The organism is Mesobacillus maritimus (assembly GCF_044803185.1).
GTDB lineage: Bacteria > Bacillota > Bacilli > Bacillales > Cytobacillaceae > Mesobacillus_B > Mesobacillus_B maritimus_B.
Window position 1 is genome coordinate 5,632,926 of record NZ_CP085225.1, and the last position, 12,542, is coordinate 5,645,467.

Here is a 12,542-nt window from a genome sequence, read left to right on the forward strand (position 1 = left end):
GGTATAACTAAGGTATTCATGAAATTTTTTATACTAGGAGTGCAATCATGAGCATTGAACAAAAGCCGGGTAAAATGATGACTTCCTTCCTGTTATCCATGATTCGTACCTACCTCAATCGTCGTTCGAAGATTGTCATTGAGCGCAACGATACGATAAATTTACAACCACCCTATATCATTCTGTCAAATCATGTAACCAACTGGGATCCACTTTATCTTAATTTGTTTGTAAAAGAACCTATATCCTTTGTTGCGGGTGATTCCTTGTTTCGGAACCCCCTATTAAAAAGAGTATTGGATTATACAGGGGCCATTCCTAAAACGAAGTTTAAAAGCGATACACGGACAATTCGTAGTATGAGGAAGGCGGTAAAACATAATCGGGTAATCGGGCTGTTTCCTGAGGGAAACAGGAATTGGGATGGCAACACTGAACCCCTCACGCCTGCAACCGCAAAGTTAATTAAAATGTTGAATGTTCCTGTTATCATTGCGACCATTTCTGGCGGGCATCTTAGCCATCCTAGATGGGCTGTTGATCATCGTAAGGGTCTAATATCCATTTCATTCGTTAAGAAGTGGGATAAAGTAGAACTAACCAATGAAACTCCTGAGACCATTCACCAGATGCTTACAGAAGCACTTGCCCATGATGAAATGAAATGGCAGGCAGAAAAACAGATTCCTTTTATTGGAGCTAATCTAGCACACTATTTAGAACGTTATCTATTTGTTTGCCCGCATTGTGAGCATCTAGGTCAACTTGAGTCTAACAATCAACTGTTTCACTGTAAAAACTGTGAATATACTGTTCGTTATACTCCCTTTGGGACCTTTGAAGAGGGAAAGCACCCTTTGCATTTTCTCACTCCATCTGCATGGAATAAATGGCAATTAGAGTGGCTAGAGGCTAGGATGTCTGAATCGACCTATACGTTTTCCTTAAAAGACCATGTAAAACTCTTTTCAGCGGATACTGACCAACCTTTCGCTTTTATCTGCCAAGGAAACCTGAATTGGACTGAAGGTGGGATGACCCTTGTCTCAGATGAAGGCAAATCGTATTCCTTTGCTTTTAAGGATCTTGAGGGAGTGAATATTCATCTCCACCATCATCTTGAGTTTTTTACTGATCATAAGCAATATCAAATTGAATTCTATCAGCCTAGAACGTCAGCCTATAAATGGCTTCAAGTCATAAAGACCTCAATACTATTAGATATTAGGAGCGCTAATAATGAATGATACATGGGCCATTATTTTGGATTTTTCTCTATTATCCTTGTTGATGGTCATTGCTGCTATTTTAAAAGCAAGGATACCCTTTTTAAGAAAACTTATTGTTCCTACCTCGATGATTGCCGGCTTCCTCGGCTTAATGTTAGGCTCAGAAATCCTAGGATGGATTTCCTTTGATGTAGATTTGTTAGGAAACTTAGTCTATCACTTAATGGGCATCGGCTTTATCGCTCTTTCTTTAAAAGAACGCAATGTTCAAAGTAGTCCTGCCATTATGAACTCTGGAATGCTAATCGTTTCCACTTATTTGATTCAAGGCTTAGTTGGCTTTGGTCTCTTATTGTTATTAGGGATCTCTCTTTACCCTGAATTATTTCCAGGCGTGGGCTTGCTTCTGCCACTTGGGTTTGGTCAAGGTCCAGGGCAGGCTTACTCCATTGGAACTCAGTGGGAAAAACTTGGACTTGAGGGTGGGGGGAATCTTGGATTAACCATTGCGGGTATCGGTTTCATATGGGCAACTGTTGTAGGAATCATTCTTATGAACTTTTTAGTTCGAGGAGGAAAATTCAAACAAGAGTTTGCTAGACCTAATAAAGAGAATCAACTCTTATTAGAAAAAATGGAGCCGGATGAAATTCCTTTGAGCGATGCCATTGATAAACTTACCTATCAAATTGCCTTAATAGGTACCATCTATCTTGTCACTTACTTAACGCTATTTGGTGTAGAAAAAATCCTGACCCCTTTAGGAACCTACGGGGTTACATTGGCTCAACTGCTTATTGGTTTCCACTTCATCATCGGCAGCCTATATGCCGTCCTTTTTAGGATGATTCTTAATAAATGGCAAGCTGCTGGATTTACATTAGAGCATTCTCCTAATAATCATTTATTACAACGGATTTCAGGTTTTTCCTTTGACTATATGATTGCTGCATCTATTTCAGCGATTTCTATCTATGCTCTTGGTGAATATTTAGTACCTATTTTACTGTTAACAACTGCGGGTGGTGTCATAACGATTGGCTTTTTACTGTGGATTGTTCCCCGCGTGTTTCCTGAGGACAGGTTGACAAATGTACTTGGCTTTTATGGAATGCTCACAGGAACCATTTCAACAGGCCTAGCCCTTGTAAAAGCTGTAGACCCGAAATTTCAATCCAATACAACGGAAAACTTGGTGACCGGTAGTGCATCCGCCATTCTGTTTGGCTTTGTTTTATTATTGATATTGAATATTCCTGTTGTCGGTTTTATCCAAAACGAACCGATAATGTATGTTTATACCTTCTTCATATTGCTCGTTTACTTTCTTCTTCTCCTTGCTTTATTGCTTTATAGAACTAGGATGAAGGCAGGATGAGCATATGAACTAATGCCTTTTCTTTTAAGGGGAACAGGTAAAATAGCATAGCAATTCACATAAGAAAAAGCAGGGCAACCATATTGGAATTTGCCCTGCTTTTAACGTTCTTCCTACTTTCCTTCTTTGACTCTTAACAATAATAGGGGGAAGAATTCCCCTTAATTAGTTAATTTCCTTAAAAATAACTTAAATAAAGGGAGATATGAGACCGTCGATTAAGTTGTAGTTTATATCGCTTCTAACCCTTATTTCACATACTTTGTGAATTTCAATGGATTTTTTCACAAACTTTCATTGATTTTTATGTATTATTCCTTTCAAAGGCCTTCTACTTGTCCTGATTTTCCTAATTTGGGCAGACGGAGGCCTTCGCCCGTTTTTCGTATTTTTTGTAACGATAAATGGGCTGGATGGGTTCAGCTATTTTCTTTACCATAATTTTCACATTGATCACCATCGCCGTTAATTTGGACGTGATCCTTAATGATTCTCGCCCTCTTGTTCTTGGTTTCCTGAGTCCATGATGGTTGGCAGCTTCATGATTCGTTCTTTCCACATCGTATCGAGCCCTTAATGCACTCTTTCCAGCTTCGGTTAGATTATAGGATTTTCCTTGTTCCATGATTTCATAAAAATCACTGATAAAGACGGTTCGACCTTTTTTATTGGTCGTACATTGTTCAAATAGTGGGCAAGTTTGACAAGTTTTCTCTTCGAATTTGAATTGATGGCCTTGACTAGGGTTATTTCGCACTTTTATAGAAGTCGAGTACCCTTGAGGACAGGTGACCTCGTCCAATTTTGCATCATAAACAAACCAATCGCTTTCTAACAAACCCGTTGGGTTTGTATATTTTTGTATAGGAGCGGTCAGTAAAATCTGCATCTCTTGTATTTTCTGACGATTTTCACCTGTGCCATAGGACGTATCACCGATAAGTTGTTTTGGTACTATCCCGTGATAATCGATCACTTCCTCCACCATCGGGGCAAGACGTTCTCCATCCCACTCGTTCCCTGGAATGGGTTCAGTATTCAAGATTAATCCGTTCTCTCTTGACTCTATGACTTGGACTTTATCTCCGGTAAATTTCAAGGATCTTGATTTGTATCCACTCCGGACATCTGGATCATAGGCACTTCGGATCCGATCTTGTGGTTTTTCTTTTTTGGATAATTCTTGGTATTGAAGTGGTTCCTGTTCGGCACCTTCGGGCTTATCTGGATCAATCGGTTTGGTGTTCTCTTGTAAAATTTGATAGAGGATGGCTTGAAGCTCCAAACAACGAAGCTGCTGTTTTGCATTCCCCCATGTCCAGAATAAAGGTTTTACCTTTTCGCTTTCTAGCCAATGTAACAGACTATAGGCTTCCACCACCAGGCGGCTAAATAAGACCAATCGATCCTTTTCAGGAGTTCGCTCGGAGAGTCGTTTCAGAAAGCTGTTGAGCGCACAGTCTTGTAAAAGTGAGGTATACAATTTCGGATATGTACGTTTGATGTGTTGAACAAGTTGAAGGATTCCTTGTTGGATTAAACGGTAAGCCCCCACCTTCGCAATGTTCGCATACGTATGGAAGGAATCAATAAGCCAGCGATCATTTTCTTTCCCCCATAGCCCTTTGGCCAAAGCTTGGGAAAGAACATGGTGATGACAGGCATCAAAAATGGCAGAACCCATACGATCTCGGTCGAGTCCTAAAGTACTATGATCGAATCCGTTAAAAGATACAGGTACTCCCAAAAAACGTTTTAAATGGAGATGATAAAGTATGGCCTCTTCCATTTCACGATCAGAGTAATTGTGATAGCGTTGCGCAAAATGAATCTTTAATTTTAAGGAAGGAGCATAAGGACGTTGTCCTTGGGGGGAATACAAGGGTGCACAGAGTTGATCTGCAAAGGAAAAGTCAACCACTTGTTCGACTCTGCTCCAGAAAGGATGTGGAGGAACTGAAGAGAAGACTTCATAATCTGAAAAGGTTAACTGACCAAATGTTTTATATTGAATGTGCGCCATCACGATCACTCCATACATAAGATATATCTAAATTTTACCGTACATATGGAATGAGGTGATGAGTAAATTAAAGGATTTTGAAAAAGTTTGTGAAGAAGGAGATTTTTTTAGTTAATCGACGGTCTCGATATTCCCCCTATTCACTCAAAAAACGAGAAAAAGGGGGGATTTTTATATCATAAGCGGAAAAACTCCCCTTATTTCCCCTAAAACGAACTCCATTTTGCATTTAACGGGAGAATCTCCACTTATTTTACTTTTGCTAGTTATTCAATCAGCATCTAAAAAATCAGCCTTGAGATTATAGGTTTTCAAAAAACAGACGAATAACATCTGCTCCCCCAATAAAGGTACCTAATGAACTTCCTAGGTTTGCAAGAACAACTACAAGTAACACACGTGTGACTTTGTTTTGCCAAAATCCCTTCACGCTAAAGACATCCTCCGTAAGGGTTTCAAAATCTTTAACACTCGGACGACGCATATAGGCTTGGACAGCACCAGCAAACCAGCCTGCTGCGAGCAAAGGGTTTAAGGAGGTAATCGGCGCAGCAATAAAGGCTGTTAAAACCGCTAACGGGTGACCAAAGGCAATAGCGGTCCCAATGGCTGATAACGATCCATTCCATATTAACCAGCTAATCGCCTGTTGGTAGCCTGCAGATGGGTTCGCAATAAACGTATAGGCAATGATAAGCAAAATCAAAATAGGAATCGACCATCCTATGATTTTCGGTGCTTTTGACTTTGGTGGTAGCTTTGTTAAGCTAGCTAAGTCATGGTCTTTCTTAATTTCCTCTTTGATGCCAGGAACATGTGCAGCCCCTAAAACGGCAACTATCTTTTCGCCTGGAGCTTCCTTTATTTTCTGTGCGAGATATTGATCTCTCTCGTCGATTAGTGGCTTTTTCAACCTCGGGAAACTCTCGGTGAATTCCTGAAGCATTGAATCTAGCATATCCTGCGATTTCATTTTTTCAAGCTCTTCTTCCGATATACTCTCATTGCTAAAAATTCCATAGACGATTTGGCTAAGTAGGAGAGCCTTTCCTTTTAGCCCAAGGTTGCCCCAAATGCGTGAGAAGGTTACCTGGATATTCCGGTCAGCTAAAACGAGCTTGGCACCGTTCTCCTTCGCTGATTCAATCCCTTGAATCATCTCTTGACCTGCCTGCACACCTAGTTGTTTGGCCATTCGCTTTTGGAAGGAAGAGATAGCCAAGTTCATTAAAAGCAATGAGGCCTTCTTTTCTTTAATCACTTTAAAGATGTCCATTTCCTTCCACTTGTTTCCCTCGTTAATGGACTTGTATCTTTGTTGATCTAGTTCAATACAAACAGAATCTGGTTTTTCGGTATCAATCACTTCTTTTACAAGCTCTGCACTTTTCTTCGAAACATGGGCTGTTCCAATCAAGATATACTCTTTACCATCTAGATGAATCCTTGAAATATTATCACTTTCATAAGGCATATATGTACCTTCCTTTTATCAGCAGTCTATAAGTACTTTTATAAAGGCTGTTTTCGTAAAGATTGTTGTTAAAATTGTAAAAATCTTAAAGCCAATTTTTACTACCTAAAGCCGATTTTAACGCAAGATAAGCTATTTGGTACGTGATAAGAAGTTTGCGCGCTCTTTTCACATTATTAAAAGGGTACTTTGTAGTGAAACAAAGCTTAATCTAATCGAATTTGTATCCAAGAGCAACAAAGTTTGAGAAAAGAGCCTTTATAAAGAATTATCCTTCTTCCCATTATACAATACTCGTCTAGTAAACCTAAATGAAAGTTTATCTCAACACTCGATTCTGGTACGTCTGTTCTACACAAAAAACCTCATTGTTGCCTAAACAACAATGAGGTTTTTCAACTTACTTTTTAGCAAGTTCTTTTTTATATTGTTCGAATTCCTTCGTCGTACAACGAACCCAGTGATTTGGTCTGATTTCCCTAAATTCAGGTTCTTCACTCGCATCATGGGCCATCGGGTCATAGGCAATCCGTTGACGCTCACGCTCATAGCGTGGATCTGGCAATGGAATCGCAGATAATAACGACTTAGTATAGGGGTGAACGGGATTATCATATAGTTCATCACTATCTGCTAGTTCCACTAGGTTCCCCATATACATTACGCCAATTCGATCACTAATATATTTTACCATTGAAAGGTCATGGGCAATGAACAAATAAGTTAGTCCCATTTCCTTCTGTAATTTTTTAAGAAGGTTGACTACTTGTGCCTGAATGGATACGTCTAGAGCAGAGATTGGCTCATCCGCAATAATAAATTCTGGTTCAACGGCAAGGGCACGGGCAATCCCAATCCTTTGCCTTTGACCACCACTGAATTCATGTGGGAAACGAGTGGCATGCTCTTTATTTAAACCAACTACTTCTAATAGTTCTTCTACTCTCTTTTTCCGTTCTGCATCATTCTTTGCAAGTTTATGAACGTCGATACCTTCGGCAATAATATCAAGAACAGTCATTCTCGGATTTAGTGATGATGATGGATCCTGGAAAATCATTTGCATTTTACGATTAAATTTTCGTAGTTGCTCTCGGTTTTTTTGACCATGAACATCCTCACCATTAAATTTAACTTCCCCACTTGTTGCATCGTAAAGACGAATGATGGTTCTACCCGCAGTTGACTTTCCGCTACCAGATTCACCAACCAAGCCAAAGGTTTCCCCTTTAAAGATATCAAAAGTAATTCCATCTACCGCTTTAATTACTTTATTTTTACCTGCTGAAAAGTGTTTTTTTAAGTCTTTTACTTCTAACACTTTTTCTCTTGTCATCACTTTTCACCATCCTTGCGACCTGTATTAGCAAACCCTAGCATTCTCTGCTTGACAGATTCAGGTGGTTCAATATTAGGTGCATCAGGATGCAATAACCAAGTAGCCGCATAATGTGTATCAGACACTTTAAACATTGGTGGCTCCATCTGCGTATCAATTTCCAAGGCAAATTGATTTCTTGGAGCGAATGCATCTCCTTTAGGCGGTTTAAGCATATTCGGAGGCGTTCCAGGAATCGCATATAATTCTTCATCCGTGCTATCCAATGTAGGCATTGAACCTAATAATCCCCATGTGTAAGGATGTTTAGGGTTATAGAAAATATCATCCACTGTACCCATTTCAACAATTTTTCCTGCATACATAACTGCTACCTTATCGGCAATATTGGCTACTACACCAAGGTCATGGGTAATGAAAATGATTGCACTGTCTGTTTCCTTTTGAATATCTTTCATCAATTCCAGGATTTGCGCTTGAATCGTAACATCAAGTGCCGTTGTTGGTTCATCTGCAATGAGAACCTTAGGATTACAAGCAAGGGCAATCGCAATGACAACACGCTGACGCATTCCGCCAGAGAATTGGTGTGGGTATTGATTAATACGTACCTCTGGTTGCGGAATTCCTACTTGGTTAAGAAGCTCAAGAGCTCTCTTCTTAGCACTTTCACGGCTCATATTTTGATGCTTAATAAGCCCCTCCATGATTTGGTTTCCAATCTTCATTGTCGGATTTAGAGATGACATTGGATCCTGGAAAACCATAGAGATGTCTTTCCCACGAATTTTCTGCATTTCTTTTACAGATTTCTTTACTAGATCTTCTCCTTCTAAAAGGATCTGACCATCCTTAATATATCCTTGTCCAGCAAGGAGTTGCATTAAAGCCATTGATGTAACGGATTTACCTGATCCTGACTCCCCAACAATAGCTAATGTTTCACCTTTATTTAAATCAAAGCTAACACCTCGAACAGCCTGCACTTCACCGTTGTAGGTGTCAAATGAAACTTTCAAATCTTTAACTTCTAATAATTTACTCATTATAAACACCTACCTTTTATTTATGCATTTTAGGGTCAAATGCATCACGCAGACCGTCCCCAACAATATTGAACGCAATCATAATTACTGAAATTAAGACTGCAGGAAATACAAGTAGATACGGATAAAGTCTTAAGTTATCAAATCCAATATCAATTAACGAACCTAGGGATGCATTTGGAGGAACAATCCCTAAACCGATAAAGCTCAAGAAGGCTTCAAAAAAGATAGCGCCTGGAATCGTAAACATTGTGTTTATGATAATGATTCCACTAATATTAGGAACCAAGTGTTTTCGAATGATTGTCCCGTTTGGCGTTCCTAAAGTACGGGCTGCAAGAACAAATTCTTGGTTTTTAACTTTTAAGACTTCTCCCCTTACTATTCGGGCCATGCCTGTCCAACCGGTTATCGTTAAGGCGATAACAATTGAAACAATTCCCGGCTGTAAAACTAACATCATCAGTAGGATAATAACTAAGTTTGGTATACCAACTAGAATTTCAACAATTCTTTGTAAATAGTTATCGACTTTCCCACCATAGAATCCAGAAATACCACCATAGGCAACACCAATAACAAGGTCAATAATGGCTGCCACAAAAGCGATGATTAATGATACCCTTGTACCTAACCAAAGACGTGTCCATTGGTCACGACCTAAAGTATCAGTTCCAATCCAAAAGTACGTATCTTGTAAATCCTTTGCTTCATAGATATGGTAAACAGCTTTTACCTCAGCAGAGTTCTTGCTGCCATCTCCTTGTTTAAGGACCTCAATATCAATAAAGTCCTCATCATTTCCATATCTAGCAACGGCTTTTCTAGTAGCATCTTCAGCATCTTTACCCTTGTAAGTCCCTTTTAAAGTACCATCAAACCCTAACCAAGAGATGTTTTCCAGCACGGGAACACGTGGTGGCATCTTTGCTCTCGACAAATCTTGGTCATCATTACCGTATTCATTAAATATAGGTGCTACAATACTCATAACAATGATGAAAACAAGCACGAAAATACTGAACATCGCCATTTTATTAGCAAGCAATGTTCTTCTAGCATCTTGCCAAAAGGTCCTGCTAGGACTTGAAATCCTTTCGCTTGTATCCTCTTCACGAACAAGCGGCTTAAAAAGTTCCTTCGGTATATTGTTTTGATTTTTGTTATCCATGTTATTTATTTCCTCCTGCAAGTCTAATTCTAGGATCAATTAATCCATAAAGGAGGTCGACTACTAAGATAATCGCAACAAATAAGAAAGCAAACATCAACGTAGTTCCCATAATGATTGGATAGTCATTTACCATTACAGACTTTACAAACTGCTCCCCGATACCAGGAATCGCAAAGATCTGCTCAATTACCATTGAACCAGTCATTAAACTAACGGCCATTGGGCCAATTACTGTAACAAGTGGAATCAAGGCATTACGAAGTCCGTGTTTCCAAATGATGCCAGACTCATTCACACCTTTGGCACGTGCCGTTGTGATGTAGTTTGAATGAAGAACTTCAACCATCTCAGTTCGTGTAAAACGAGCAGCCGTAGCCATTGGATGAATCGCTAGTGCAATCGTAGGAAGAATCGTATGTTCAAAGCTTCCCCACAGTGCTACAGGGAATAACCCTAACTTCACGGCAAAAACATATTGCAATAAACCAGCAAATACAAAGGATGGGATAGATGTTCCTAATACAGCAATAATTGTCGATGAGTAATCAAGAGGCCCATTACGGAAGATTGAGGCAGTTAATCCTAAGAGGATACCGACTATTGTTCCTATAATTAATGCTTGGAAACCTAATAACGCTGAAGGCCCTATTCTATCCCCTAATATTTTTGAAACAGGTGTATTATCAAATGCAAATGAAATTCCTAAATCCCCTTGAACAAGCCCACCAATGTACTTAACATACTGAACTGGAACAGGATCATTAAGACCATACTTTTCTAAAACAATAGCTTTTTGCTGTTCACTTAATTTATCTTCAGCATTCAATGGACTACCTGGTAGCAACTTCATGAGGAAGAATGAAACCGAGGCAATGATGAATAATGTAATGAACATGTACCATAAACGACGCAGAATATAGCGAGTCATTCCTGCACCCCCTAATTTACTTCAAGATTTTTTTATATTACCCTAAACAATTTTTATTATTATCTGATTTCTCTCCCTCAAAAAGGAGAAAAGAGAGTATATGCCATAAAAGCACACACTCTCTTGGTCTTATTACTTGCTAGGAATATTCTTTAGAAAACACCAACCTGCTTATTCAGCAGATCCTACTGTAGCCCATTTGTACTCATAAGTTGCTCCAAACGGGTTCACGAACACACCCTCAACTTTTGGAGAAATCAATTGTGCCATTGCACGTTGATATACAGGAGCAATTGCTGCATCTTCAAAAAGAATCTTTTCCGCTTCTAAGAAGTTTTCATAACGAGCTTCGTTGTCACGAGCAAGTGTAGTTGCGGCTTCTTTTAGTAACTCATCATACTTAGCGTTTGAATAACCCATTTTGTTGTTACCACCATCAGTAATCCATAGGCTTAGGAAGGTGTAAGGATCTAGGTAGTCAGGACCCCATCCAGCAAATTGAAGGTCATAATCTTGCTTAGTATCTAAGTCAAGACGTTGTTCGAAAGGAACTTGCTTCAATGTTACTGTTAAACCTGGAAGATTTGTTTCAAGTTGATTTTTAAGGTATTCGTTCATTACCTTAGATGTTTCAGTATCTCCACCAAGGAATTCAAGTGAAACTGAATCCGTTCCTAATTCTTCTAAACCTTTTTCCCAGAATTCTTTCGCTGCTTCAACATCGTATGTTACAAGGTCACCACTTACTTCACGGAAATCATTTTCAGTGCCTGGAATCGTAACGAAGTCTTTAGGAATAAGACCGTTTGCAACGATTGAACCATTGTTAAGAATTTCATTTACTAAATCTTCTTTGTTAAACGCTCTGCTTAGTGCAGCACGGATATTTACGTTTGCAAGAGCTTCGTTTCTAGTTTGGTTCATCTTAAAGTAGAAAACAGAAGTCTCAGGAGTGATAGCATAGTCATCATGTGTTGCATATTGGTCAACTAGGTCAGACGATAAACCTGCGCGATCAACTGTACCTTCTTCATATAAATCTACACCTACTTGAGGGTCTTTTACAACTACATAAGTCATCTTATCTAACTGTACAGTGTCTGCATCCCAGTAAGTATCGTTTTTAACTAATTCCCATTCATTAGAAGTACTTTCCCAGTTAGCTAACTTGTATGGTCCATTAGCTAATAAAGTTTCAGTACTTGTTGCGAATTTATCGCCTTGTTCTTCAACAAATTTTTGGTTCAAAGGTAAGAATGTTCCAAAAGTTGTTAAAGAATGGAAATAAGGAGTTGGGTTTTCAAGCTCAACAACTAATGTATAGTCGCCATCTGCTTTAACACCAAGCTCTGCAACTTCTGCTTCCCCTGTGCTTACAGCTTCAGCATTCTTAATTACGCCAGCCATCATGTATGGGCCATATTCAGATCCAGTATCAGGGTTAACAGCACGCTGCCAAGCATAAACGAAATCGTTTGCTGTTACAGGGTCACCATTTTCCCACTTAGCATCTTCACGTAACTTGAAAGTCCAAGTAAGACCATCTTCGCTTGTCTCATGGCTTACTGCAATACCTTCAACAGGTTGAGCATTTTCGTCTAAACGATAAAGCCCTTCCATTGTAGCGCCCAAGAATTGGAAGCCGTACTCATCAGTTGCCATTGATGGGTCCATCGATGGAATGGTATCTCCATTAATAAAGTTAAGAACCTTTTCTCCTGTTTCTTCAGCAGCTTGATCGGAATCGTCCGCTGGTTCTTCTGTAGTATCGTTTCCGCCGCCTGAACAAGCAGCTAAGAACATACTAAGTACTAGGCCAAGTGATAACAGCCATGCAAATTTACGCTTCATTTGTTTATGCCCCCTTATTTATTTTTATTTTCTGGCAATTCTAGCTATTAAACAGAAGCTAAGGAAAGTATATCCCGATTTTAGTATTTTTGTAAAGCTT

9 protein-coding genes are annotated in these 12,542 nt (G+C 39.3%); 2 read left to right on the forward strand and 7 right to left on the reverse strand.

The features are described 5' to 3' along the window. Positions 1-47 precede the first annotated feature (47 nt). Positions 48-1,247, forward strand: coding sequence for a lysophospholipid acyltransferase family protein (locus tag LG336_RS26995; RefSeq protein ID WP_404330557.1), 1,200 nt, complete (start codon positions 48-50; stop codon positions 1,245-1,247). After that, positions 1,240-2,607, forward strand: a complete 1,368-nt coding sequence (locus tag LG336_RS27000; protein ID WP_404330558.1) for an S-layer homology domain-containing protein — start codon at positions 1,240-1,242, stop codon at positions 2,605-2,607. Before LG336_RS26995 ends, LG336_RS27000 begins: the two co-directional genes overlap by 8 nt. Before the next feature lie 349 nt (positions 2,608-2,956). Here LG336_RS27000 and LG336_RS27005 read toward each other — a convergent pair whose 3' ends face one another. The 7 genes from LG336_RS27005 to LG336_RS27035 all read right to left on the reverse strand — a co-directional run bounded on the left by LG336_RS27005 (position 2,957) and on the right by LG336_RS27035 (position 12,442). After that, positions 2,957-4,630: a transposase gene (locus tag LG336_RS27005; RefSeq protein WP_404328761.1), complete on the reverse strand. Its 1,674-nt coding sequence runs from the start codon at positions 4,628-4,630 to the stop codon at positions 2,957-2,959. A gap of 301 nt (positions 4,631-4,931) precedes the next feature. Further along, the gene (locus tag LG336_RS27010) at positions 4,932-6,104 is read right to left on the reverse strand and encodes a TraB/GumN family protein (RefSeq protein WP_404330559.1); all 1,173 of its coding nucleotides are present in this window, start codon (positions 6,102-6,104) and stop codon (positions 4,932-4,934) included. Positions 6,105-6,504: 400 nt separating this feature from the next. After that, positions 6,505-7,440 carry an ABC transporter ATP-binding protein gene (locus LG336_RS27015; protein WP_404333298.1) on the reverse strand — a complete coding sequence of 312 codons (936 nt, stop codon included), beginning with the start codon at positions 7,438-7,440 and terminating at the stop codon, positions 6,505-6,507. Then, positions 7,440-8,489, reverse strand: coding sequence for an ABC transporter ATP-binding protein (locus tag LG336_RS27020; protein WP_404330560.1), 1,050 nt, complete (start codon positions 8,487-8,489; stop codon positions 7,440-7,442). Before LG336_RS27020 ends, LG336_RS27015 begins: the two co-directional genes overlap by 1 nt. Positions 8,490-8,505: 16 nt before the next feature. Beyond that, positions 8,506-9,660: an oligopeptide ABC transporter permease gene (gene opp3C, locus LG336_RS27025; protein ID WP_404330561.1), complete on the reverse strand. Its 1,155-nt coding sequence runs from the start codon at positions 9,658-9,660 to the stop codon at positions 8,506-8,508. 1 nt (position 9,661) lies between these two features. Next, complete coding sequence (opp3b, locus tag LG336_RS27030) at positions 9,662-10,591, reverse strand: oligopeptide ABC transporter permease (RefSeq protein WP_404330562.1); 930 nt, start codon at positions 10,589-10,591, stop codon at positions 9,662-9,664. A gap of 171 nt (positions 10,592-10,762) precedes the next feature. Next, a complete protein-coding gene (locus LG336_RS27035; RefSeq protein WP_404330563.1) occupies positions 10,763-12,442 on the reverse strand; it encodes an ABC transporter substrate-binding protein in 1,680 nt (559 codons plus the stop codon). Between the last annotated feature and the right edge of the window lie 100 nt (positions 12,443-12,542).

Coding starts and splice junctions, on each gene's coding strand:
- LG336_RS26995 (WP_404330557.1), top strand. CDS start 48: ATGAGCATTGAACAAAAGCCGGGTAAAATGATGACTTCCTTCCTGTTA.
- LG336_RS27000 (WP_404330558.1), top strand. CDS start 1,240: ATGAATGATACATGGGCCATTATTTTGGATTTTTCTCTATTATCCTTG.
- LG336_RS27005 (WP_404328761.1), bottom strand. CDS start 4,630: ATGGCGCACATTCAATATAAAACATTTGGTCAGTTAACCTTTTCAGAT.
- LG336_RS27010 (WP_404330559.1), bottom strand. CDS start 6,104: ATGCCTTATGAAAGTGATAATATTTCAAGGATTCATCTAGATGGTAAA.
- LG336_RS27015 (WP_404333298.1), bottom strand. CDS start 7,440: ATGACAAGAGAAAAAGTGTTAGAAGTAAAAGACTTAAAAAAACACTTT.
- LG336_RS27020 (WP_404330560.1), bottom strand. CDS start 8,489: ATGAGTAAATTATTAGAAGTTAAAGATTTGAAAGTTTCATTTGACACC.
- opp3C (WP_404330561.1), bottom strand. CDS start 9,660: ATGGATAACAAAAATCAAAACAATATACCGAAGGAACTTTTTAAGCCG.
- opp3b (WP_404330562.1), bottom strand. CDS start 10,591: ATGACTCGCTATATTCTGCGTCGTTTATGGTACATGTTCATTACATTA.
- LG336_RS27035 (WP_404330563.1), bottom strand. CDS start 12,442: ATGAAGCGTAAATTTGCATGGCTGTTATCACTTGGCCTAGTACTTAGT.